This is a genomic window from Pseudoalteromonas sp. UBA6610 (genome assembly GCF_002433295.1).
GTDB lineage: Bacteria > Pseudomonadota > Gammaproteobacteria > Enterobacterales > Alteromonadaceae > Pseudoalteromonas > Pseudoalteromonas atlantica.
On record NZ_DJHW01000124.1, the window covers coordinates 9,118 to 30,877 of the forward strand.

17 protein-coding genes are annotated in these 21,760 nt (G+C 42.0%); 7 read left to right on the plus strand and 10 right to left on the minus strand.

Annotation, left to right across the window (positions count from 1 at the left end):
* Positions 1-1,465: sucrose phosphorylase (gtfA, locus tag B4F91_RS16290; protein ID WP_288636046.1), on the plus strand; the 1,465-nt coding region annotated here is incomplete at its 5' end.
* Between the two features lie 73 nt (positions 1,466-1,538).
* Here gtfA and B4F91_RS16295 read toward each other — a convergent pair.
* On the minus strand, positions 1,539-2,570 hold the full coding sequence (locus B4F91_RS16295; RefSeq protein WP_121638349.1) for a LacI family DNA-binding transcriptional regulator: 1,032 nt from the start codon (positions 2,568-2,570) through the stop codon (positions 1,539-1,541).
* Between the two features lie 79 nt (positions 2,571-2,649).
* Entirely contained in the window at positions 2,650-3,546 is an 897-nt protein-coding gene (locus B4F91_RS16300; protein ID WP_029772295.1) for an AraC family transcriptional regulator, read from the minus strand.
* Between the two features lie 172 nt (positions 3,547-3,718).
* Here B4F91_RS16300 and B4F91_RS16305 point away from each other — a divergent pair, with 172 nt between their 5' ends.
* The 6 genes from B4F91_RS16305 to B4F91_RS16330 all read left to right on the plus strand — a co-directional run bounded on the left by B4F91_RS16305 (position 3,719) and on the right by B4F91_RS16330 (position 9,680).
* Positions 3,719-5,239: an aldehyde dehydrogenase family protein gene (locus B4F91_RS16305; protein WP_286936450.1), complete on the plus strand. Its 1,521-nt coding sequence runs from the start codon at positions 3,719-3,721 to the stop codon at positions 5,237-5,239.
* A 451-nt stretch (positions 5,240-5,690) separates the two neighbouring features.
* Complete coding sequence (locus B4F91_RS16310; protein ID WP_248443879.1) at positions 5,691-6,188, plus strand: GNAT family N-acetyltransferase; 498 nt, start codon at positions 5,691-5,693, stop codon at positions 6,186-6,188.
* A 142-nt stretch (positions 6,189-6,330) separates the two neighbouring features.
* Positions 6,331-6,882, plus strand: a complete 552-nt coding sequence (locus B4F91_RS16315) for a hypothetical protein (RefSeq protein ID WP_286936448.1) — start codon at positions 6,331-6,333, stop codon at positions 6,880-6,882.
* Positions 6,883-6,955: 73 nt separating this feature from the next.
* A complete protein-coding gene (locus B4F91_RS16320; RefSeq protein WP_029773055.1) occupies positions 6,956-7,321 on the plus strand; it encodes a DUF7674 family protein in 366 nt (121 codons plus the stop codon).
* A 481-nt stretch (positions 7,322-7,802) separates the two neighbouring features.
* The gene (locus B4F91_RS16325; RefSeq protein ID WP_286936446.1) at positions 7,803-8,102 is read left to right on the plus strand and encodes a hypothetical protein; all 300 of its coding nucleotides are present in this window, start codon (positions 7,803-7,805) and stop codon (positions 8,100-8,102) included.
* Between the two features lie 168 nt (positions 8,103-8,270).
* Entirely contained in the window at positions 8,271-9,680 is a 1,410-nt protein-coding gene (locus tag B4F91_RS16330; RefSeq protein ID WP_286936468.1) for a S41 family peptidase, read from the plus strand.
* 51 nt (positions 9,681-9,731) lie between these two features.
* Here the strand turns inward: B4F91_RS16330 and B4F91_RS16335 are convergent, their stop codons facing one another.
* The 8 genes from B4F91_RS16335 to B4F91_RS16370 form a co-directional block, all read right to left on the minus strand.
* Positions 9,732-12,665: a TonB-dependent receptor gene (locus tag B4F91_RS16335; protein ID WP_054981730.1), complete on the minus strand. Its 2,934-nt coding sequence runs from the start codon at positions 12,663-12,665 to the stop codon at positions 9,732-9,734.
* 66 nt (positions 12,666-12,731) lie between these two features.
* The gene (locus B4F91_RS16340; RefSeq protein ID WP_286936444.1) at positions 12,732-15,392 is read right to left on the minus strand and encodes a glycoside hydrolase family 16 protein; all 2,661 of its coding nucleotides are present in this window, start codon (positions 15,390-15,392) and stop codon (positions 12,732-12,734) included.
* A 594-nt stretch (positions 15,393-15,986) separates the two neighbouring features.
* A complete protein-coding gene (locus B4F91_RS16345) occupies positions 15,987-16,778 on the minus strand; it encodes a sterol desaturase family protein (RefSeq protein ID WP_286936442.1) in 792 nt (263 codons plus the stop codon).
* A complete protein-coding gene (locus B4F91_RS16350; protein ID WP_286936439.1) occupies positions 16,771-17,415 on the minus strand; it encodes a CDP-alcohol phosphatidyltransferase family protein in 645 nt (214 codons plus the stop codon). The genes B4F91_RS16345 and B4F91_RS16350 overlap by 8 nt, the downstream gene beginning before the upstream one ends.
* Before the next feature lie 27 nt (positions 17,416-17,442).
* Entirely contained in the window at positions 17,443-18,081 is a 639-nt protein-coding gene (locus B4F91_RS16355; RefSeq protein WP_004589582.1) for an ATP-binding cassette domain-containing protein, read from the minus strand.
* A 22-nt stretch (positions 18,082-18,103) separates the two neighbouring features.
* Positions 18,104-19,858 (minus strand): ABC transporter permease, encoded by a 1,755-nt coding sequence (locus tag B4F91_RS16360; protein WP_288636051.1) that lies wholly within the window; start codon positions 19,856-19,858, stop codon positions 18,104-18,106.
* Entirely contained in the window at positions 19,855-21,132 is a 1,278-nt protein-coding gene (locus tag B4F91_RS16365; protein ID WP_288636053.1) for an ABC transporter substrate-binding protein, read from the minus strand. The genes B4F91_RS16360 and B4F91_RS16365 overlap by 4 nt, the downstream gene beginning before the upstream one ends.
* The coding region (locus B4F91_RS16370) for a DUF547 domain-containing protein (protein ID WP_288636055.1) at positions 21,119-21,760 on the minus strand (642 nt) is incomplete at its 5' end. The genes B4F91_RS16370 and B4F91_RS16365, both read right to left, overlap by 14 nt.

Below are 21,760 nucleotides of genomic sequence, written 5' to 3' on the forward strand. Positions count from 1 at the left end.
GAATAAAGTTCAATTGATCACATACGCTGATCGAATCACAGGGCAAGATATAAACGCACTTACTACGCTTTTAAATGGCCAACTTAAGGGCGTTTTTGGTGGTGTACACCTTTTGCCGTTTTATAATCCGATTGATGGCAGCGATGCAGGCTTTGACCCGATTGACCACAGCGAAGTAGATTCTCGCATTGGTACATGGGCTGATATTCAAGCACTGGGTGAAAACCATGATCTAATGGCTGATTTAATCGTTAACCATGTATCGGCGCAGTCTTATCAGTTTCAAGATGTGCTAGCTAAAGGTAAGCAATCAGAATTTTGGGATTTGTTTTTAACAAAAGAAGACGTTTTTCCAAATGGTATGAGCGAAGCTGAGCAACAAGCAATATATCGCCCGCGCCCCGGTAGCTGTTTTACACCAATGCAGTGTGGCGATGGTCAAACGTATGACTTTTGGACCACGTTTACCGATAACCAAATTGATATAAACGTAAAAGTTGAAGCGGGTATTGCGTATTTAAATAACGTATTAACTAAGTTTTCTGAAAATAACGTAAATATTATTCGTTTAGATGCAGCGGGTTACGCAATTAAACAAGCCGGTACAAACTGTTTTATGCTAGACGAAACCTTTGGCTACCTAGATAACTTGTCAAAGCAAGCAAACGAGCTTGGCATGGAAACCATTGCTGAAATTCATAGCCACTACCAAACACAAGTAGAAGTAGCAAAGCGTGTAAACATGGTTTACGACTTTGCATTACCGCCGCTTATTTTACATAGCTTATTTAATAACGATGTAGATGCACTGCTTAAATGGTTACAAATTTCACCACGCAACTGTTTAACGGTACTTGATACACACGACGGCATAGGCATTATTGATGCTGGCCCAATGGGCGACAAGCCAGGGCTATTAAATGCACAGCAAATAGATACCCTTGTAGAAACCATGCATGCCAACAGTAACAACCAAAGCCGCCAAGCTACGGGTGCTGCTGCCAGTAATGTTGATTTATACCAAGTAAATTGCACGTATTACAATGCATTAGGCGCTAACGATTTAGATTATTTGATTTCGCGTGCCATACAGTTTTTTGCCCCCGGTGTGCCGCAAGTGTACTACGGTGGTTTATTTGCCTGCGAAAACGATATGGATTTACTTGCGCGTACCAATGTGGGCCGTGATATTAACCGTCCGTATTTAAATAGTGAAACAATCGAGCACGCACTCAATAAACCTGTAGTAAAAGGTTTAATAGAGCTCATTAAATTACGTAATGAACACCCCGCTTTTGCAGGAGAGTTTAGTGCTCACGGTACACAGGGAATATGTTGTTTAACGTGGCAACTTGAAGATAAGTCTATTGCATTAAGTGTTAATTTTAAAACGCGAGATGCACTTATTACCCAAGTAAATGGTGATGAAGAAACAACGATAAGTTTAAACGCATTGTTAGCCTAACAGGCTATTAAAACATAAAAGCCAAGCTCTTGAGCTTGGCTTTTGTTTACCCAGTCCTTTTTAACATAACCTATTAACCACTTGCGCCAATATCTAGCTCGTAACTTACATCACATATTTTTTCTTCTTTAGATATAAATAGTTCGGCGGCCATTACGCCTTTTTCTTGGCTGTTTTGATGAATAGTGGTTAGGCGCGGCACAAAACGAGCGGCTTCGTCTATTCCATCAAAGCCGACAATACGCAGTTCTTCACCTATTTTTATGCCTTGTTTTATCGCTTCTCGCATGGTGGCAAGGGCAATTAAATCACTCATACAAATTATAACGTTAGGGCGAGGGGAGGCACTCAACACCTCTTTAGCGGCAATGTTAGCAAAACGCTCGCTGCTCTCAGGTATATTCCAAATGCGGTCATCAGCTACGGTTATATTTGCCTCACTTAAAGCACGTTGATAACCCCGTAAACGTTGGTGCGAAATAGATTGCCCTGTTTCAAATTCGTGATGCTCATATACGCGGCACAATACGTTTTCATCAAGTAATCTTAAGCCTAAAATAGCGACTTTGTCGCTTTGATTTTTTAAAACATGCTTGGCTATTTCGTAACTTGCTTGCTCGTTATTAATATTTACTGAGGCATTGCGGGCTATATCAAAATCAATAGTTACCACATGTTTAGAGACCGTTTTTAACTGCTCTACTAATGCGTGATTTCGAGGGCGGCCATAACAAATAAAGCCATCAACAAAGTCGACCACGCTGTTAAGGTTATCGCTATTTCCTGAAAACAATAAAACATTAATGCCGTTTTTTTCAAGCACCGAGGTTACACCCCGCATAAAGCTACTGGCCACAGGGTCCGACACCATATATTCCACACTATCGGGCAGCACTAACGCCACAATATTAAACGTACCACTGCGAAGCGATTGCGCGGCTTTATTGGGCCCGTAATAGCCCAATGTTTTACACGCTGCAAGAATATCGTCTCGGCGTTTAGCCGATAGCTGATCAGGGCGATTAAACGCATTAGAGACTGTTGCGTTAGATACACCTAACTCTTTAGCAATACTTTTTAGGGTCCAGCGGGTTTGCTTACTCATACCAATTCTTTACTCAATACTCATGTTAATAAACTAACATATTCAGGGCGTTAGCAAAGTAAAAAATAAGGTTTTACCCTTAATGCCGGCACTCTTTAGGCGCAATACCAAAGGTTTGTTTAAATACACGACTAAAGTGGCTCGCGCTATTAAACCCAACATCAAAGCAGACTTGGCTAATTGCATGGCCTTGCAGTAATTGATTGCGCGCTTTTTTAAGTCTTAATTGTTGCTGCCAAAGGGCTGGGGTAGTGCCAAATGCCAGTTTAAACTGCTGATAAAACTTACTGCGGCTCATGCAGGCTATTTTGCACAAGGTATTTATGTCGAGCGTTTCGTTTAAGTGCTCTTCAATATAAAGCAGTGCATCGCTTATTTTTGTTTTAAGGCGTGGTTTATCGCTATTAGCGAGTAATAAGTCGCGGCTTTGTTGTTGTAACAACCGGGTGATCAATTCGTTTAACGACAAGTCAATTAAGTAATGTCGCTGTGCGCCTGGTTCGCTAAATAAATGTACCATGCGCTCTAATAATTGCTGTATTTGGCTATTATGTTGGCTGTGTACCAATTGTGGAACATACTCGAATAAGTCGCCATCGTGTGCAAAGCTTTGCTGCATGTTAAGCGCATTTGCCACAGCGTTTATTTTATCTTTGCTTATTTCAATTGCTAAACAAGTGGTTGGGGCGTGCATTGATGCCTGTGGAAAATCAATTAATACACCTTGCTCTGGCGCTAATACAAACGACTCGTGGGGTAAAAATGCTTTATGGTATTGGCTACTTTCTACGTGCATTACTTTTTTACCGCTGAGCATGGCACAAAACAGTAACTCCTTTGAATGCAGTGCCACCTTTTGTGCGCGTTGGTACGTGTCGTAAATGCTCAACTCGCTGTTATCTGCTGCAAATGTCACTTTATTTTCTATTAAAACATCAAGTTGTTGGCGTTTTTTGTTTAACTGAGATGTGTGCATATCAATCCTTTTGGCTTTTATTAGTGTGGACTCACAGACAACTTTTGTGGACAGCTAATCAAGTTTTTAGGGGCTTGTTAGGCTAATGTCAAACAACACTGATTAAATATAAAGCATTTTGTTTTATATAAATGTTCGACCTTTAGCTAACAACAATAAAGAGAGCACACACATGATATATGCAAATCCAGGCAGCGATGGCGCACTCGTAAACTTTAAAAAACAATACGGTAATTACATTGGCGGGGAGTGGGTAAAGCCTGTAAACGGCCAATACTTTGATAATATAAGCCCAGTAAATGGTAAGGTATTTTGCCAAATACCTCGCTCCGACAAAGATGATATAAACCTAGCACTCGACAAAGCGCATGCAGTGCGAGAGCAGTGGGGTACAACCTCGGTGACCGAGCGCAGTAATATACTGTTAAAAATAGCCGACCGAATTGAGCAAAACCTAGAGCTACTAGCTGTTGCCGAAACATGGGATAACGGTAAAGCCATTCGCGAAACACTCGCGGCTGATATTCCGCTCGCGGCCGATCACTTTCGCTACTTTGCAGGGTGCCTGCGCTCGCAAGATGGCAGTATTGGCGAAATTGACGAAACCACGGTGGCGTATCATTTTCACGAACCGTTAGGTGTGGTTGGGCAAATTATCCCGTGGAACTTCCCTATTTTAATGGCCGCATGGAAACTTGCACCCGCACTTGCTGCAGGTAACTGTGTGGTACTAAAACCAGCTGAGCAAACACCAGCATCTATTTTAGTTTTAATGGACATTATTGGTGAGTTACTGCCTGCAGGCGTGCTCAATATTGTAAATGGGTTTGGTAAAGAAGCAGGCGAAGCACTGGCCACAAGTAAGCGCATTGCTAAAATTGCATTTACAGGCTCTACACCTGTCGGCTCTCATATTTTAAAATGTGCTGCTGAAAACATTATTCCCTCAACGGTAGAACTTGGCGGTAAATCGCCCAATATATTTTTTAATGATGTAATGGAAAAAGACGACGCGTTTTTATCAAAAGCCATAGAAGGCGCCGTACTTGCTTACTTTAACCAAGGTGAAGTATGTACCTGTCCATCAAGATTGTTTATTCAAGAAGATATATACGAGCAGTTTATTGAGCGCATACTCGAACGTACCCAACAAATTAAACGCGGTAACCCACTCGACAGCGAAACCATGGTGGGCGCTCAAGCTTCAAAAGCACAGTTTGATAAAATACTTAGTTACATAGACATAGGTAAAAAAGAAGGCGCTGAAGTACTCACCGGCGGAAACGTAGAGCAGCTAAATGACGATTTAAATGGTGGTTATTACATACAACCTACACTGCTTAAAGGTACCAACGACATGCGTGTGTTCCAAGAAGAAATTTTTGGCCCTGTTATTTCTATGTCGACCTTTAAAGATGAAGCCGAAGCACTCGAACTTGCCAACAGCTCAGAATTTGGCTTAGGCGCAGGGGTGTGGAGCCGAAACATGAACCGTGCTTATACCATGGGGCGTAAAATTGAAGCTGGCCGGGTGTGGACCAACTGTTACCACATGTACCCAGCACATGCTGCATTTGGTGGGTATAAAAAATCAGGAATAGGGCGCGAAACGCACAAACTCGCACTCGATCACTACCAACAAACTAAAAATTTATTAGTGAGTTATAGCGAAGATCCGCTCGGCTTTTTTTAATAAAGCAGCTCAAACTTAAACACAACAACCATTAAGTAATGAGGGCGCTGCATATTTGCAGCGCTTTTTTATTCACAGTGCTCACAAGGCTACTTTAAGCGTGTTGTAATATATAAGTACAATACCAGCGGTATTCAAACCGTTAAAACCTAAGCGTTTTAATAACTCATTACCTGCGTCAAAAAACGATTTTACGATATTAACTTTTTATAAAAGTTGCTCTAAAAATGAGCAGTGATTTATGCATTGTCGGATATTACTGATCTCCCCCATTTAGGTGCATTACAGCATTAATGGAAATTCCTTTATAGTTAACTAATTGTTTACAGGTGGTTATTTGCTGGCTAAGATAAAAGCATCGTAATATAGGGACATTTGTCGGTTTATAAAACGACAAATGTCGTAGACAAAGTTGTTATGCGTTCGGCAGATCTTACAGTAAGGATGTAACTTGAAAATTAGACACTTAGAAGAATTTGATCATAAAGATCTTCATAATATTTATAGCTTTACGGAAGTAATGGCAAATACATCACAACTTCCTTTTTTGAGCTCTTCGCAAGTTTCAAATCTCTTTTCAGCATCAAATCAATACACGTTAGTTGCAGAAGTTAATGGTAAAGTGGTTGGACACGTGACGCTATTCCTAACGGATAAAGTTCGGGATAAGCATACTGCTTCTATTGCCATCGCTGTTCATCCTGAAAGTCACGGACAAGGTGTCGGAAAAGCCTTGATGCATGAAGCAATCAATCAAGCTGATAATTGGCTTAATTTAATTCGTGTTGAATTAGAGGTTCATGCTGATAATCTTTCAGCCAAAGCTCTGTATGAAAAGGTAGGCTTTGAAACTGAGGGCATTAAGCGTTTGAGTACATTCAAAAGTGGACGGTATATAGATATGGTTATCATGTCCAGAATCAGCCCTGCACATGGAATGAACGCATAACAAAGCGTTTAAGGCAGATTCGCAACGCATGGCATTCTTGGTTCAAATTGAGTTTTGTGTTTACGGTGTAATGGTTTAGGTTAGTCGTAGGCGTCGCTCACTACTTAACGCGGCGTTCTACTCTTCAATTAGGCGAGCACTGATGAAATTAGAGAGCATATCAAATAGTCAGATTCGATCTTCCCTTAAGGCTTGTGCTGCGTTAGACATTGAGCTTTGTGATGATGAGTATCTTCGCTGCTTCACATTTAGTCCAGATTGGTGTGAGGGGATTCAGGTCGCTACTTATGACAATGGCGGTGGCGACGATTTAGTTATCGTATTTTCAGATGAGTCCATTTTAATAAAAGGTTTCGACCATGAGTCAGAAGTAAGCCCACATGCTCAGGATGAGTATGGCGTATGGCCGGGAATGTACGATGGGGCACCAGAAAAACTATTGTCCATTTTGGATGATGAGGCCTTTGAAAAAGAGGATGTTACTTTTTGTTATTGGAGAGAAGGCGAAACTGGCAAGTGGATGCAAGGCCCAGTTAAATTCAATGATGAAGAAGATGATGGCTCAAGTTGGCTTCTACCTTCTATAAAAATCACCCCATTAGAATATATAAAATGGGGCAAAGAGTATTACGAAGAGGACTTTAATAGAGTTTCAGTTCAACGAATCCATGACGTATTTAAAGAGTATGAGTAGAACAAGGCGCAGCAAGCCGACCTCCGGAAACTGTCACCTTTTGTGCGAAGCGTTAGGTGCTTCTGAGAAATCAATGGCCAAATCAGAGATAAGACAGTTCTTAAAAGAGATCCGCACTAAATTTCCTGACGTTGTGCCTCTCATGGAAAAACATGAAAAATGGGCACTCACATTCCTAATGGAAGAGTTCGCAAATTTGACAACCATTTTGTTTAACCAAGGTAATTTAGAAGAAGCATTAGAACAGTTGCAGTACATGAGCGAAAAACTAGATACTGCAACCAAAGCAGAATTCGAATACATAGATGTATATTATACAGAGCACTTATTCTGGAAAGGTACAAAAGAAGGTATTGAGCGTGGCTGGCCTCTCGTGCCAGGTAATCTCAAAAAACTATACTTGGGCTTTCATGGTAAAGCCCCTAGGGTAGTGGTTTAAATATGCACGCACCTAACAACCTAATCAACACACTCACTTCGTTCGCTGGGATGCATACACATGGGCAGCGTCGCTTCGATCCAAATTATAGCCCATGTGTTTGCGCCCCTAAGCAGGGTGCTATGAGGTGCTCTAGATAGTATGCAGAATATAAATCCATGGCTTTGGTCAGCTTTTGTTTTGTCTCTTTCAGGAATCTTTTTTAGATGGGTGTTTGGTAATACGTTTGTGGGCTTTTTTCTTGCCGTATTGCTAGCTTTAGCGATAGTGCCTTTAGTTAAAAAAATTCAGAGAAAGAATTAACAAAACACCCATTTTAAACTTTACATCTTTCGAAGCCTAGATTCTAATTGGCTAAATAAAGTACGTGTCATTATAACTTGCTTTTTGGGTACAAATTGATTGCCTTAAAGTATAAAGCTATATAACTTATTAAAGTGAATACATTTTATTGACGTAAATTAATTAGCAGGAAAGCCAAATGAACAATAAAATACTCAAATCATCTACAGCTACGTATCAAGGTGGTGTTGCAAAAGCCGATGGTAAATTTTATGTAACGCAAGGTGAGGTACGTTTTGAGCCATACAATGAAAGTGCTGGTTTAGGGCCTTATACTTTTACACGAAGCGCAATCGTAAAAATTGAAAAGTCAGCAGGGAGAGGTGCAGGCATTTTACCACTAACAAGCGATGGAATAACAATCACTTTAGATAATGAAGATACTTATGACTTTATTTTAGCAAACCCCGATGAATGGATTCGTCTACTCAAGCATTAAACAATCTCTAGAGCTGGCATTTAGGCATAATTATTTTAAGTGTGTGCTAAGTTAAACGGCATCAATAGTTTCCAGTTTTAACTATTAAAAAACTACAACAAAAGGATTTGAATGATGGTTAAAATATCTATGCTCACTATTTCTACTAGCAGCTTTATTGTATCTTTTATGGGTTTTGCTAACACCGCTGTGTCACCGCAAACGGATGAGCAATGGCGCAGTGTTACTGAGCGTGATATTGAAGCTGCTTACAGCATATCGGCAAAAAATCACCCAGGTATGTTTGATGTTAATAATCCAACGTTCCCTGACTTATTAAAAAAAGCAAAAGCAGAAGCACTTACATTGTCGGCTCAAGCGAGTGGGCCGCAGGTTCATGCAGCGGCAATTTCTCGTTTTAGCACTATTTTACAAGATGGCCACGCCGGTGCGTTTTCAAGCGTAGATAGACCCGCGCGCCGCTGGCCGGGCTTTAGAACTGTGTGGCGAGGTGATGCGCTAAAAGTGTATTACAGTGAAAACAAAAATATTAGCAAAGGCGACGTTGTAAGCCAATGTGATGGACAAAGTACCGAGACCTTAATACGTGAGAGAGTGTTTAAGTTTCATGGTGAAGTTGCACAGCCTGGCCATTGGTGGCAGCAAGGTTGGCGGTTACTCATTGACGAGGGCAATCCATTTTTAACTCCTTTAAAAGAATGCGAATTTGTTAAAGCCAATGGCGATACCTATACACACGTATTAAATTGGTCTGTAAGGCCTAAGTCAGCCAGCAAGCATTTAGAAAATGCCTACAACGGTGATGAACTCCCCATTGATTTAACCTGGCCTGAAAAAAACATTGCGTGGATTGCTATGCCTAGTTTTTCATCAACCGAAAAGCAAACTGCTGCCTACAATAAAGTGTTTGAAAAAATACAACAGCAGCGTAGTAAGTTACTTACTGCAAAAGCCGTGGTGTTAGATTTGCGCCATAACCAAGGTGGCTCATCTTATTGGAGCTCACAAATAGCCAAAGAACTATGGGGCAAAAAAATAGTAGAACAAAAAGTAGATAATACTTCTCAAAACACGCAAGTGTGGTGGAGAGCATCAAAGGATAATACCGACCATGTAGTGTCTTTATTAGAGGTTGTAAAAAATCAGCCTGAATTATTGAAAATATTTAAAATCACAGCTGCGGGTATGGCTTTATCACTTAAAAGTGGTGATCCATTTTATGTAGAGCAAGAAACCAATACGCTAAATAACATGCCACAAAAGCCTTTAACTAGTGACTTTAAAACCAAGGTGTTTGTTATTGTTCCGCCGCAGTGCGCCAGTGCTTGTTTAGATGCGCTTGATAAGTTTAAGCTTTTTGAAAATACAACGTTATTCGGTGCGCCAAGTAGTGCTGATTCTATGTATATGGAAGTACGCTTAGCTGATTTACCTTCAGGGTTGGGGAAAGTGATAGTACCTAACAAAGTATACGTAAACAGAGCGCGAGGGGCAGGGGATTTTTATAAGCCCGATGTGGCATATAACGCCATTGATTGGACAACCAATGTATTGCTTGAGCAAATAAAAACGTTATAAAAAAGCCGCTTGTTAAAACAAGCGGCTTAACTATTCTAACTAGGGAATAGTTTAAAACGTGTAACGGGCACCAATTGAGTAGCGTGGGCCGTACTGATTAGCAAATAAAAACTGCTCTTCGTAACGGCCGTAGCCTTCTTCGGTGGCATTATTTAAGTTTATGCCATCAAAAAATACCGTTACGTTTTCGTTTACATCGTAGTTAACGCTCATATCCCATTGGCCGTAGGCTTTAGCATATTGCGGTGGCGCATCGGCTGAGCCTTGTGCTTGGCCTACACCAATTAAGTACGAGTCGCGCCATGCGTAAGTAATTTTGATTGATAGGCCGTCTTTTTCGTAAAAGCCTTGAAAGTTTGCAGAGTCACTTAAACCTGTAAGCGGAGCTTGTTGGTCTAGGCTTTCGCTATCAAATTCTACATCGCCATCTACAAACGTGGCGTTAACACCTACACCAAAACCAGTTTCGCCAATTAAGTGCTGAACAGCCACTTCAAAACCATCTACCGATTTGCTGTCGGTGTTTTGTGGTTGGCTTATGTTCCATACCATAAGTGGGTCATCGCTATTTGGCTCAATGACGCCATTCGCATTGCCATAACCATTGCTAATCATTTGCGCAAAAATAGCATCGGTGGTTGCTTGCTCGCCGCGCGATTCAATATCGCTAACTGCTTGTAAGTAACGCGGGCCGTTTAAAATGTCGTATAGACCTTCAATCGTGGTTTGCGTAATGGTGGTTTGAATAAAGTTATCTACGTCTTTTTTAAAGTAACCAACAGAGGCGTAGCTGCCTTCTGCGTAGTAATACTCTAATGATAAGTCGAGATTGGTTGATTCAAACGGCAATAAATTTGTATTACCTTGGCTACCCGTGCGCGAGCCAGGTTTTGGGCTGCCTGTTAAGCTACGGCCACCGGCTAAATCACCCAGTGGTGCACGCGACATAGTTTTACCCCATGAAACACGGGCTACAACGTCTTCGGTTAAATCAACACTTACATCGATTGACGGTAATAATATGTCGTAATCGCCTTGCTGCTCTAAGAAGTTATCATCGCCGCCGGCTGCATATTGCATTATCCATTCTGAGGCGCTGATCCAGTTTACTTGTTCTTCAACACGTTGGCGTACTGTGCTTGTTACATCTGTTTGCTCGTAGCGCAGGCCTGCATTTACTTTTACGTAGTAATCGCTTACATCAAACTCCCAGCTTGATTGAATATAAAAGCTGTTTGTAATTTCTTCTACGTAGCTTTCGCTATCAATACCATCCATGTAAGCATTGGCTGCGTATGCATCGCCACCGGTTACATCAGAGGTTAAGTATGCCATTTGGCGAGCCACTGCTTCATCAAAATCGTAGGTGTAGTAGTAACCTGGTTGTAAGTTGCTGCCGCCACCATCAAATTGATCTAAAAGGCCCGACGTATCGTGGCGAGTAAACATGCTATCTGGGAATATTTCTGTGTACGATGGGTTAAAACCAGGGCCACCCACTAAGCCACTCCATGCAGTGTAACCACCTGTGTTTTGCTCAGTGCGCGATGCACCAAATTTTACTTTAACTAGGCCAATATCAAAGTTTTCATTGTACCAAGTGGTATGTAATTGTAATTGCTCAATGTTTGATTCACCCGGCGAGTGCGTAAATTGGCTAAAGTTAGAGTCAATTTCGCCTGGCGTTAATTCGCTTGTGCCGTTTAACCAGTTCACCTGTGCACTTGGGATTTCGCCTGTGCGGTAATCGTAAATTTTATTTGCTAGCTGATCAGAGCCTAAAATCACTTGGCCAGTACTGCCTAGCCCGTCATCGGCGCCGTTATCGGTTTCATTTTTAGAGTCATGGTAATCAAGTTCAACGTGCCACGTGTCGTTAATTTCCCACTCTAGGTTTAAACCAATAGAGCGTGCTTTTACTTCTGTGGTGCCTTTGTTGGCTGTAAACGAGGCATCGTTACCGCTAATATCGGCATAAACAGCGGTGCCGTTTTCATCAAGCTCGTAGCCATTAATATTGCTACCAAAGTCGTTCCAAATACCCCAACCAATACTTTCAGAGCCCGTAACCGCTTTACTTGCTGTGTAATCAAGTGTGGCTACAAAGCCATCAACTGGTTCAAATTGAAAAGTAACTTGGCCGTTAGTACGTTCACGCTCTACATCTTCAATAGAGTAGTTCATGTCTTTAGGGAAGTAGTAGTTACCTGATGGGTCAGTACGGTTATCAACAACGTTACTGCTATCTAATTCAGGTAAATCAACATTGGCTTGCCAACCTTGAATATTGGCGCGTTGTTTTTGAAAGTCGCGTTCTTGGTGCGAAAACGAAAAACCAAAACCAAATCTGTCATCTGCAAATGTGTTGCTATAAACAGCCGAAAGCTCAGGGGTTACATCATCACCGGCTTCGTTTGATGAGTCGTGATTTGCTTTAACCGTGGCTGAAAAATTTTGACCTGGCTTTTGAAAAGGGCGCGCAGTAGAAATATTAACTGTTGCACCTAAACCACCGCTTGGTACATCGGCGCGCGCTGTTTTAAATACTTCTAGCGCACTTACGCCCTCTGAGGCAATGTTTTCAAGGTTGTACGAACGCGTATAACCTGTGCCTGGCATTTGGCGGCCGTTTAACGTAATTAAGTTAAACTCTGGGCCAAAACCACGTACGGTAATTTGGCTACCTTCACCGTTTGCTCGGCTCACCGATACACCGGTAATGCGTTGTAATGATTCTGCTAAATTGGTATCTGGAAATTTCCCCATTTCTTCTGCTGAAATGGCATCTACTACGCCCGATGAATCACGTTTCATATCCATAGAACGAATAAGTGAACCACGAATACCTTTTACTTCAATAACTTCTACATCAGGAGATGCTGCAGTGTCTGCCTCGGCAGCAATGGCCGTATTTAACGTGCTTGCAGCAATGATAAGAGACACAGAAGCCGCGAGTTGGCTCTTTTTAAAATTGAATGTGTTCATAATAGCTCTGCTTTATAAAATGTTGTTGTGTAGCAATAGGCGCCATGCGCCTATTGTAGTGTGTTTTTATGGATTCGCGATAATCACGTTATCTATGCGGTATAATGCGCCGTTGCCCATATCCCACGTAGGAAATACCATGAGCACGTTTATAGCGCTAATATCTAAGCCTGCATCAAATAGTTCCTGAATAGGGAAGGTGTATGTTTGCCATTCGCCTGTAACAGGTGTTTGCCCTTCATTGCTTTGCGTTAATGCCAGCTCTACTGCGCTTGAAGCGCCAATTGATTCAATTTTAAATAACCATTGTGCATCCACGTTTGAAGGTGCTGTTATTACTTTTAAATCAAACTGTACAACGCCATTTTCTAACAGGGCTGATGCATCAAACGATACGTCTTCATCGGCTAAAAAGCCCATTACAGTAGGTGTTGCACCAATGCTAAACTGAGCCACTGCGCCGTGCTGATCATCGTCGGTTTCTGTAGTAGGTGTTGAACCACCACAGCAATCCCATATGCTCCACTGATCGGCGACTGTATCTGTAAATACGTTTAGCTCACCAGAGGCAACGGGCGCTGCATTAGGGTTGTAAATTTTAACATTATCTACACGGTAAACCGCGCCTTCACCTGCGCCCCATGCCGGAAAAATCATAAGTACATCAATTGCACTTACATCAAGGCCTGCACCTGCGAGATCTGATAACTTAAATGTATAAGTTTGCCACTCGCCAGTTACTGGCGCTACACCTTCAACACTTTGCGTTAGTTCAAGTTCTGCAAATGAAGTTGCACCATTTGCCTCTACTTTAAATAACCACGCAGTTGACGGGTCGCTAGGAGTAGACGTTACTTTTAAGTCAAACTGTATAACGCCTTCATCTAAAATGCTGCTTGCATCAAATGACTCACCTGCACCACCTACTTCAGTACGGCTGTTAAAACCCATTACTGTAGGCTCTGCACCAATACTAAATTCAGCGGTTACACCGTGCGCTTCATCATCTACCACTTCGATAGGCGTTGAGCCACCACAACAATCCCACATTGGCCATGCTAGGTTTTGCTCATCTTCAAAAATAGTCAGCTCTGGTGATCCGCCTAGGTTGTCTTGTGTAATTTCAACGTCGTCAATTAAAAAGGTTGCGCCTTCGCCCGTGCCCCACTCAGGAAATACCATAAGTACGTCAATTGCGCTGATATCTAAATCTAAGTCAGCAAGGTCAGAAAGTAAAAATGTATAGGTTTGCCACTGACCTACTACAGGTGCTTGGCCTTCAACGCTACTTGTAAGCGGCATATCAGCATCGGTTGAGGCTTCTGTGCTTTCAAGTTTTACAAACCAAGGTGTGTCTGGCACGCTTGGTGCGCTGGTTACTTTCATTTTAAAGCGTACGTAGCCTTCTTCTAGCATAGGTGATGCATCAAAAGGTGTTGCAGCGCCGTTTTCGTCAGTAATAAACGCATCGCGGCTAATAAAACCAACCACTGTAGGCTCGCTGCCTATTGTAAATTCAACAGCGTCGCCTTGCTCTTCATCACTTACGATTGCAGGTGTTGAGCCACCACAACAATCCCATGCTGGCCAGTTAGGGTTAAAGCTGTCGCCAAAAATAGTTAACGGTGTAGCAATACCTGTAGATGGCGGGCTAGGAATAGGCGCTTCGCCCTCTAGCAGGGCATCGTCTAGGTTATCGTAACCTGGGCGAATAGTTTCACACCCTTTGCCGGTATCTGGGTTTGATGCACATTGATAAACACGTACGTAGTCAATTGCAAATGTTTGGCCGTTTTCAAATGCGCTGGCATCTACGCCTAACTCATTTACGTTTTCAGGCCAGTCGCCGCCTACTGCTAAATTTAACAGTAAGTGAAAGTCTTTATCGTAAGGAGCGCTATCCCAATGAGTTTCTAGCTCGCCAGAACCTTGTTCAAAATACTCTGCAAACCAACCGCGATGTTTCAAACCTGCGGCTTCGCCTTTGGAATTATATAATACTTCTGATTGGCGCTGTGTGGCATATAGGTAGCCATCAACGTACCAGCGTATTTCACCTTCTTGCCATTCTACTGCGTAAGTATGAAAGTCATCTGCTGGGTTGCTATCTTCAGGAAATTTGTACTCTTGGCCTGTGTAGCTGTTATCTGGCCAAGCGCGGCCGTAATGCAATGTGCCATGAATGCTTGATTCAACACCGCCATCTTCGTCAGCGGTTTTTAGGTTTACTGATTCTAAAACATCAATTTCGCCTGAGCGTGGCCATGTACCGTATTCTTCATCGGTTGGTAGCATCCAAAACGCAGGCCAGCTGCCTTGCCCCGAAGGCAGCTTTGCACGTACTTCAAAGCGGCCATAAGTAAAGTCAGCATTGTAACGGGTATTTAAACGCGCAGAAGTGTAGGGCTTTTCAGCGCCTTCTGTCGCGGGTAGGGCAACAATGTTTAACACACCGTCTTGTATAAAGGCGTTTTCTTCGTTATCGGTGTAACATTGTTTTTCGTTGTTACCACCGCCATCGCAGTTTAATTCAAAGTTCCACTTATTAGTATCAATGGCTGAGTCTTCAAACTCGTCGCTCCATACTAGTTGCCAATCTGAAACTGGCTCAGAAGCGTCGATATTTTCAAAATTAGATGTTGTGGCTGAGTCGCCACCACAGCCAGCTAAAGACGCTAACGAAATAGCAGCCAGTAAGCGAGCAATGTGTGTTTTTTCAATGTTCATAGCTGAACCCCGGTTTCACAGATTGTTGTCAGAATGTGTGTTTAAACTTATTAAAAAGAACCATATTTATTTTTGTAAGCGCTTACATTTATCATGTGTTTTTGTAAGCGCTTACAAATAATATTGCGCACTACGTAAATGGTCAACATATTTGTGTGTTTTATTTACATTTAGTTTACGGTAAGACCAGTTTACCAATTGGAGTTATTAACTAAATCGCTAATAAATTTAACAGCTTACATTATTTGAAATGTTGCATTTTTAATACATCTTTTAATATTTTACTTAAGCGGTAAATATTAAAGTGACCTGCAGCAATTACATTTAGCGCTAATTGCGATGATTTACCCGTATTAGGCTAACTATATGGCGTGTAATTTTGCTTTTTTACAAAAAACGAAAGTTAAAAAAAGTGAAAGTGGTATAGCATTCAATAGGTTAGTAAACCCTTTAAAGCGATTAGCTTGTAAAGGTTAAATTAAAGGGAATAAGGCTTTGGCGGGGTTTAATAAGGTAAATGTGTAAATTTAATACGCATTTACCCCTTAATTTATTGTTTATTTAAATAGTATTGTAGCCACTTGAAACGGCAGCTTATTTACGTTTAAACGGCATAATTAGCAAACCCCACAGCGAGGCGTTTTGCTGCGGGTTAGGGTATTCTTTTAAGCCTATATCTATGTCGTTATCGGCTTTTTGCGCTTCATTTTTGTAACTACCAAACAGTTTATCCCACCAAATAACGCTGAATCCATAGTTTGAATTGGTTTCGCTCACGCGTTGGCTATGATGAATACGGTGTAGTATTTGGGTCATTAATATGAGCCGAAGTGGTTTTTCTATGGCATTGGGTAAACGTATATTGGCGTGGTTAAACAGCGCTAATCCATTAAGTGCTATTTCAAATATTAATACTGCAATAGCAGGTACTCCTAAAGCGGTAACGGCAATCAATTTTATAAGTATGCTGAGCACAATTTCGATAGGGTGAAAACGCAAACCTGTGCTGGTATCTACATGGGCATCGGCGTGGTGAACACGGTGCAAACGCCACAAAATAGGCACTTGATGAAAAAGCCGGTGCTGCCAATAAATAACTATATCAAGCAGTAATATGCTTAAAATAATAGCAACACTACTTGGTGTGGCTATTTGATTAAATAAACCGATACCGTGCTCTTGGTTATAAAGCGCTACGGCAGTTAAGCCTATTGGCACACTTAAGCGAGCAATTAATGATGAAGCAAACACCAGTCCAAAATTGGCCAACCACCGGGTGGTACTTTTTATCGGCGATTTACGGGCAGGCATACGCGATTCTAGTAGCATCATAATAACCAAAATGCTAAAAAAGAACCCTAATCGCCACCAAATTTCATTACTCATTGGCTTGTTTAACCTCATCAGCTTCTTGGAGTTTAAGCGTGTTATACCCACCATGTATACGTGTAAAGATAGTAATAGCGCATGCAGTGGCAAAAATACTCGCCATTAGGGCAAAGTGCTGCGGCCAAATACAAAAAGCAATAAACAGCGCGATGGTTTCTGTGCCTTCGGTTAAACCATTTAAATAGTAAAAGCTTTTGTATTTAAACTGGGGTTTTTCGAGCTTAAATTTTTCGGCGGCTATGGCAAAGGCTAAAAAGCTTGAGCCAGTGCCTATAAAGGTGGCCAGTAATATGCTACCTGCAATGGCGTTTTGCTCGGGGTTTGCCAAAATAAAGCCAAGCGGAATTGCCGCATAAAATAAAAAGTCGAGGGTAATATCTAAAAAGCCGCCAGCACTTGAACTTAAATTTGCATGGCGTGCCAATGCGCCATCTAGCCCATCTAAAATACGATTTAAAGCAATAGCCGTTAACGCTGCGTACCACATTTCATACGCAATTAATGGCACAGCTAATAGGCCTATTAAAAAGCCTACCACAGTAAGTTGGTCGGGCGTTATGCCGCGTTTGTGCATTAACGCTACAACGGGAGTTAACAGTGGCTTTATTACTGGGGTGATGTATTTGTCTAACATGCTTGGTGCCTTGTGCTTTTTGAGCTTTTACTTGGCTAAATTTAAGGTGATCAGTTTGCCGTTTGCGGCCTCTGCATCGCTATGATCGTGAGTTACCATAATAGCGGGCAATTTATGCTCGCGTATTTGGCTAAATACTAGCTCGCGCGTATCTACTCTTAATTGGGTGTCGAGCTTGCTAAAGGGCTCATCAAGCAAAATAGCTTTTGGCTCGCTCAATAGCATACGCAATAAAGCAACACGGGCTTGTTGCCCACCTGAAAGGTTGTCGGGGTGGCGATTAGCCATGCCTTTTAATCCAACTTGTTCAAGGGCGTGCTCTATTTTTTCAAGGCGCTGTTTTTTATTGCCTTTAGGCATAGCAAAGGCAATGTTACCGCTTACCGATAAATGCGAAAATAATAACGCATCTTGATAAAGCACGCCTATGTGGCGTAAATGTGCGGGCAAGTTATTAATATTTTCGCCGTTAAGCCACACTTCACCGTTTGCGCTAAAACCACTGGGTAATGTGCCGGTAAGCCAATTTAGTAAACTTGATTTACCACTGCCTGATGGCCCCATAACAGTGAGAATTTCGCCGCCTTTTACCTGCTCGTTTAAGCTAAGTAATTGCTGGTTTTGACGATAAAGCTCACAATTTTTAATCTCTAAAGATGACTGCATTAAAAACCTTTTAATTTATGGGTTAGCGATGGGCGCTTTTAAAAAAGTACTTAGGTAACACCCACGCCAGTATAAAGCCAATGAGTGGCAATGCCATTTGCATAATGGCATACACCGCACTGGTGCGCCTACTTGCGCCATTAGCAAGGGTAACCGCTTCGGTTGTTATGGTTGATATGCGCCCGCCACCGGCTAAAAGCGTGGGGAGGTATTGGCCAAAGCTAATGGCTAAACCAAGTGCCGCCGCAATTAAAATAGGAGCAAACAACTGGGGTAGTTTTACTTGTAAAAACACTTTGCAGGGCGTTGCGCCAAGGCTTGCTGCTACATGAGCAAAGCGAGGGTCTAAGCGCCTGTAACTGCTCGCAAGCGATAAAAACACATACGGTAGTACAAACAATAAATGGGTAAATACCACATTAAAAAACGCGGCCTGGTTATTTACTAGTTGTTGCAGCCACACTAGGCCAAATAAAAACGCAATACTTGGTACAAGCAGCGGTAAATAAATAATTAAGCTGGTAAAGCGCGACATGGGTTTGGCACTTAATTGCTCTGACTCTAAGCACAAAAGGGTAATAATAATGGCAAATAACGTTGTTACTAACCCTATCGCAAGGGTATTAAAAAGCGGGCTTTGCATTTGCATTAGCGCACTTTTAAAGTGAAGTAGCGTGAGCTGCTCGGGCAGTGCCGCCGGAAAACGCCAAAATCCGGCAACCGACCACATAATTAAGCCAGTTAACGAAAGCAAAATAAAGCCAATTACAAATACCGTTAATACGGTTGTTATTTTTTGCCAATAAACGCCGCCATATTCTCGCTCGCCATTGGTGAGTAAATCACTAAATAATGCTTTTATCGCTTTTTCGCCGCCAAGCCAAAGAGCTAGTAAACCACCAGTAAGGACAAGCTGTAATAGTGCCCCTGCAGAGGCTTTAATACGCAGGTTTAAATCTACATCGTTAAACCAGTGCATGATAGCTACAGCCAATGTGGGAGGTGTATTTGGCCCAAGAATAAGTGGCATTTCTACACTTGCACTGGCATAAGCCAATACGGCTAAAATGGGTAGGCGCAGCAATGGGTAAAGGCTTGGTAATACTACTTTAAAAAAAGCAGTCATAGGGCAGTAGCCTAAATTAAGCGCTACTTTATGTTGTTGACGCAGTTTTTTGCCAAGCTCAGGTTGGGCAAGCACACCTAGCGCCATTAACAGTAAAAAAGGCAGCTCTTTAAGGGTTAAGCCTAAAATTATACTAATTCCAAACGCGTCATGCGGAAACATGCCGTTAGGCGCAAGTTCCCACCCACTAAACCAAGGCGATACTAAGCGCGAGATCATTCCCGAAGGCGCAATTAAAAAACCAACCGCTATAGCCGCTGCCGCGTGAGGAATTACCAGTATCGGGCTCAATAAACGCTGAATATGGTTAAGCCACGGGCTATTAAAAAATGCCGCTAAAATCATTAATGTAATGGTAAAGGCTAGTAAGGTACTTATTAATCCGCTGCCAACACTTAGCATAACCATGTGTGTTAGGCCGGGTGTTTGCATGAGCATAGTAAAGCCATGTAGGCCAAGTGTTGTATGCTCAAGTACCGGCGCATAACCAAAAGCGGGCAATAGCACGCTAATTAAGCCGCCTATTACCGGCAAAATTAATAATGCCAGTAAAAATCGTGGGCTTAATGTCACTAATTTACTAAACATATCGGCGCTTTTAAGTGGTTTAAGCGTTGGGCTTGCTGCTAACTTATTTGAAACAACACTCATTGGCTTACTCCAAAACGTGTTTGCCACCCTTGCACAATAGCGTTTACCCAGCTTGGGTGTGGCTCACTTAGCGTGCGTTTAATACTATTTAAAGGCAGGGCACTTGGATGCGGTTGCGTTGTTTTAAATAAAGCTTGTTGCTGTGGAGCTAGCGTTGATTGAATAAGTACGCTTTTATCGCCCCATATAGGCGCTTTTTGTTTTTGAGCTTGCGCCTCTGGACTTAATAAAAAATTAGCCACTAACTGCGCACTTTGTGCATGGCTTGCATTATAAGGTATGGCTACAAAGTGGGTGTTACTTAAACTGCCATCTTGCATTGCATAACTGCGAATACTTTTAGGTAAATCATAGCGTTTAACGGCTGCGGGCACTTCGGGTGCTGAAAACGTAAACGCTATGCTTAGCTCGGTGTCGCCTACTAAACGGCGCATTTGTGCACCACTTTGCATAAAGTGTTTCCCGCCGCGCCAAAGTGTTGGGTGCAGCTTATTTAAAAAGTCCCATAATGGGTTTAATACTTGGGCTGTGTTTTGTGCAGTAGCTGGCTGATTTAACTGTGCTTTAAGTGTTTCATCACTTTGTTGATGTAGCATAACAAGCGCGTATTTTAAAAAGCTCATGCCTAAAAAATCAGGTGGCTTTGGGTAGCTAAAGCGCCCTGGATTTTGTGCGCTCCAGCTAAGTAATTGGTTTAGGGTTGTTGGTAGTGTGTTATTTGCAGTGCCGTCGATTGCTAAGCTGTCGTAGTAAAAGGTGAGCGATGCTTGGCCCCAAGGTGCTTCCATCCCGTTGGTGGGTATACCAAAATCAAAATTAACAGCGGGGTTATTGCTAGGGTCGGTGTAGCTAAAATTAGGCAGCTTATTAGCCCATTGTTTAAGTAATAATGAGTGCTCGCTCATGGTGGCAAAGTTAGCACCGTTTATCCAAATTAAATCTACGCTGCCTTTATCGTTATTGTTTGCTGATTTTTCGGCAAGTACCCGGCTAACGGCTTCGCTGGTATCACTGAGTTTTACATGTACTAAGTTAATGTTGTATTTGGCTTTTACTTGCTGCGCAGCCCATTGAATATATGCATTTATTTGCGCATCGCCGCCCCACGCATAAAAATATACGCTTTGGTTTTTACCTAAGCTTTCTATTTGTTGCCAACGGCTTTGTAGTTGTGTACTTGCTAGGCTTTTAAAGCTAATAACAAGGCAAATGCAAAACGCGATGCAGCACACGCTGTATCGCGATAATATTTGCCAACATTTATTGGCGAGCATTTAAATCCCAGTTGTAGTCTAAAAACTTAACTTTCATGTTGTTATTTTTAAGCGCTTTTTGCTGAGCGGGTATCAGTTTTAGTGCTTTAGGGTATTGCAAAAAAAACTGCTGCAATGTGTTTGCGCCTTTAAAGCCTTGTTCAAAATCCTCGCCATACCATTTAAATATTGAAGACACATTTAGCGTGTTACCTTGCGCTATATTGCGGGTTGTATCTGATAAAAAACGCACCGTTTGCGCTTGCAATTGGCTTTCTAAATCAGTGGCTGTGTAGGCTTCTTCACGTAGGGCTGGGCAGCCAATACTTGCGCAATTTACAGCAAAGTGAATACGTGGGTCGTTGTATTTACCACTGCCACGTATTAAACCATGTTCTATATCATCAAGGCTGCGCGTTTTACCAAGTAATGGCACAAACTCTTTGCTCCATGGTGAGCTAAAAAAGCTGCCTAAATCTTTAATTGATTTAAGGTTTGGGTATTTTGTTAATATAAGCTCAACAGTAAAGGCGTTATATGCGTTGATTAAAAACGCCAGCTGCTTTGGTTTTTCCCATGTATCAAACTCATTTTGCGTAACAGCCGATAGCGATTCTAAATAGGTTTTAAGCTCGCTGTGCTTAGCTTT

What these genes read in the sequence shown, in the direction of transcription:
- B4F91_RS16365 (WP_288636053.1), bottom strand. Translation starts at nt 21,132, where the DNA reads ATGCTCGCCAATAAATGTTGGCAAATATTATCGCGATACAGCGTGTGC.
- B4F91_RS16355 (WP_004589582.1), bottom strand. Translation starts at nt 18,081, where the DNA reads ATGCAGTCATCTTTAGAGATTAAAAATTGTGAGCTTTATCGTCAAAAC.
- B4F91_RS16305 (WP_286936450.1), top strand. Translation starts at nt 3,719, where the DNA reads ATGATATATGCAAATCCAGGCAGCGATGGCGCACTCGTAAACTTTAAA.
- B4F91_RS16335 (WP_054981730.1), bottom strand. Translation starts at nt 12,665, where the DNA reads ATGAACACATTCAATTTTAAAAAGAGCCAACTCGCGGCTTCTGTGTCT.
- B4F91_RS16345 (WP_286936442.1), bottom strand. Translation starts at nt 16,778, where the DNA reads ATGAGTAATGAAATTTGGTGGCGATTAGGGTTCTTTTTTAGCATTTTG.
- B4F91_RS16330 (WP_286936468.1), top strand. Translation starts at nt 8,271, where the DNA reads ATGGGTTTTGCTAACACCGCTGTGTCACCGCAAACGGATGAGCAATGG.
- B4F91_RS16360 (WP_288636051.1), bottom strand. Translation starts at nt 19,858, where the DNA reads ATGAGTGTTGTTTCAAATAAGTTAGCAGCAAGCCCAACGCTTAAACCA.
- B4F91_RS16320 (WP_029773055.1), top strand. Translation starts at nt 6,956, where the DNA reads ATGGCCAAATCAGAGATAAGACAGTTCTTAAAAGAGATCCGCACTAAA.
- B4F91_RS16350 (WP_286936439.1), bottom strand. Translation starts at nt 17,415, where the DNA reads ATGTTAGACAAATACATCACCCCAGTAATAAAGCCACTGTTAACTCCC.
- B4F91_RS16340 (WP_286936444.1), bottom strand. Translation starts at nt 15,392, where the DNA reads ATGAACATTGAAAAAACACACATTGCTCGCTTACTGGCTGCTATTTCG.
- B4F91_RS16295 (WP_121638349.1), bottom strand. Translation starts at nt 2,570, where the DNA reads ATGAGTAAGCAAACCCGCTGGACCCTAAAAAGTATTGCTAAAGAGTTA.
- B4F91_RS16315 (WP_286936448.1), top strand. Translation starts at nt 6,331, where the DNA reads ATGAAATTAGAGAGCATATCAAATAGTCAGATTCGATCTTCCCTTAAG.
- B4F91_RS16325 (WP_286936446.1), top strand. Translation starts at nt 7,803, where the DNA reads ATGAACAATAAAATACTCAAATCATCTACAGCTACGTATCAAGGTGGT.
- B4F91_RS16300 (WP_029772295.1), bottom strand. Translation starts at nt 3,546, where the DNA reads ATGCACACATCTCAGTTAAACAAAAAACGCCAACAACTTGATGTTTTA.